The sequence below is a fragment of the Pseudomonas sp. P7758 genome (assembly GCF_013386485.1).
GTDB lineage: Bacteria > Pseudomonadota > Gammaproteobacteria > Pseudomonadales > Pseudomonadaceae > Aquipseudomonas.
In genome coordinates, this window is record NZ_JACARS010000300.1 from 1 (window position 1) to 493 (window position 493).

The window sequence follows — 493 nt, forward strand, 5'->3', positions numbered from 1 at the left end:
CGAGAAGATGCCTGGGCTGGCGGTCAGGATCACGACGCGGGTCATGGTCTGCCATGGCGTGGCGCCCAGGGCCAGGGAGCCCAGGGTCAGGCCGCGCGGCACGCTGAACACGGCGTCTTCGGCGATGGAGTAGATGTTCGGGATCACCGCGAAACCCATGGCCAGGCCGACTACCAGGGCGTTGCGCTGGTCGTAGGTGATGCCCAGGTCGTGGGAGATCCACATGCGCATGTCGCCGCCGAAGAACCAGGTTTCCAGGTACGGGCTCATGTACAACGAGAGCCAGCCCACAAACAGGATGACCGGGATCAGGATCGCGCTTTCCCAGCCATCCGGGACCCGCAGGCGGATCGACTCAGGCAGGCGGCTGAAGACGAAGCCGGCCACCAGGATGCCAATCGGCAGCAGCATCAGCAGGCTGAAAATCCCCGGCAGGTGCCCTTCGACATACGGCGCCAGGAACAGGCCGGCGAAGAAGCCGAGGATCACCGTC

General features: G+C 65.1%; 1 pseudogene. It reads right to left on the reverse strand.

Annotated elements, in window-relative coordinates:
* Nucleotides 1–493: pseudogene (locus HX873_RS31605) on the reverse strand (phosphate ABC transporter permease); the annotation flags it as partial.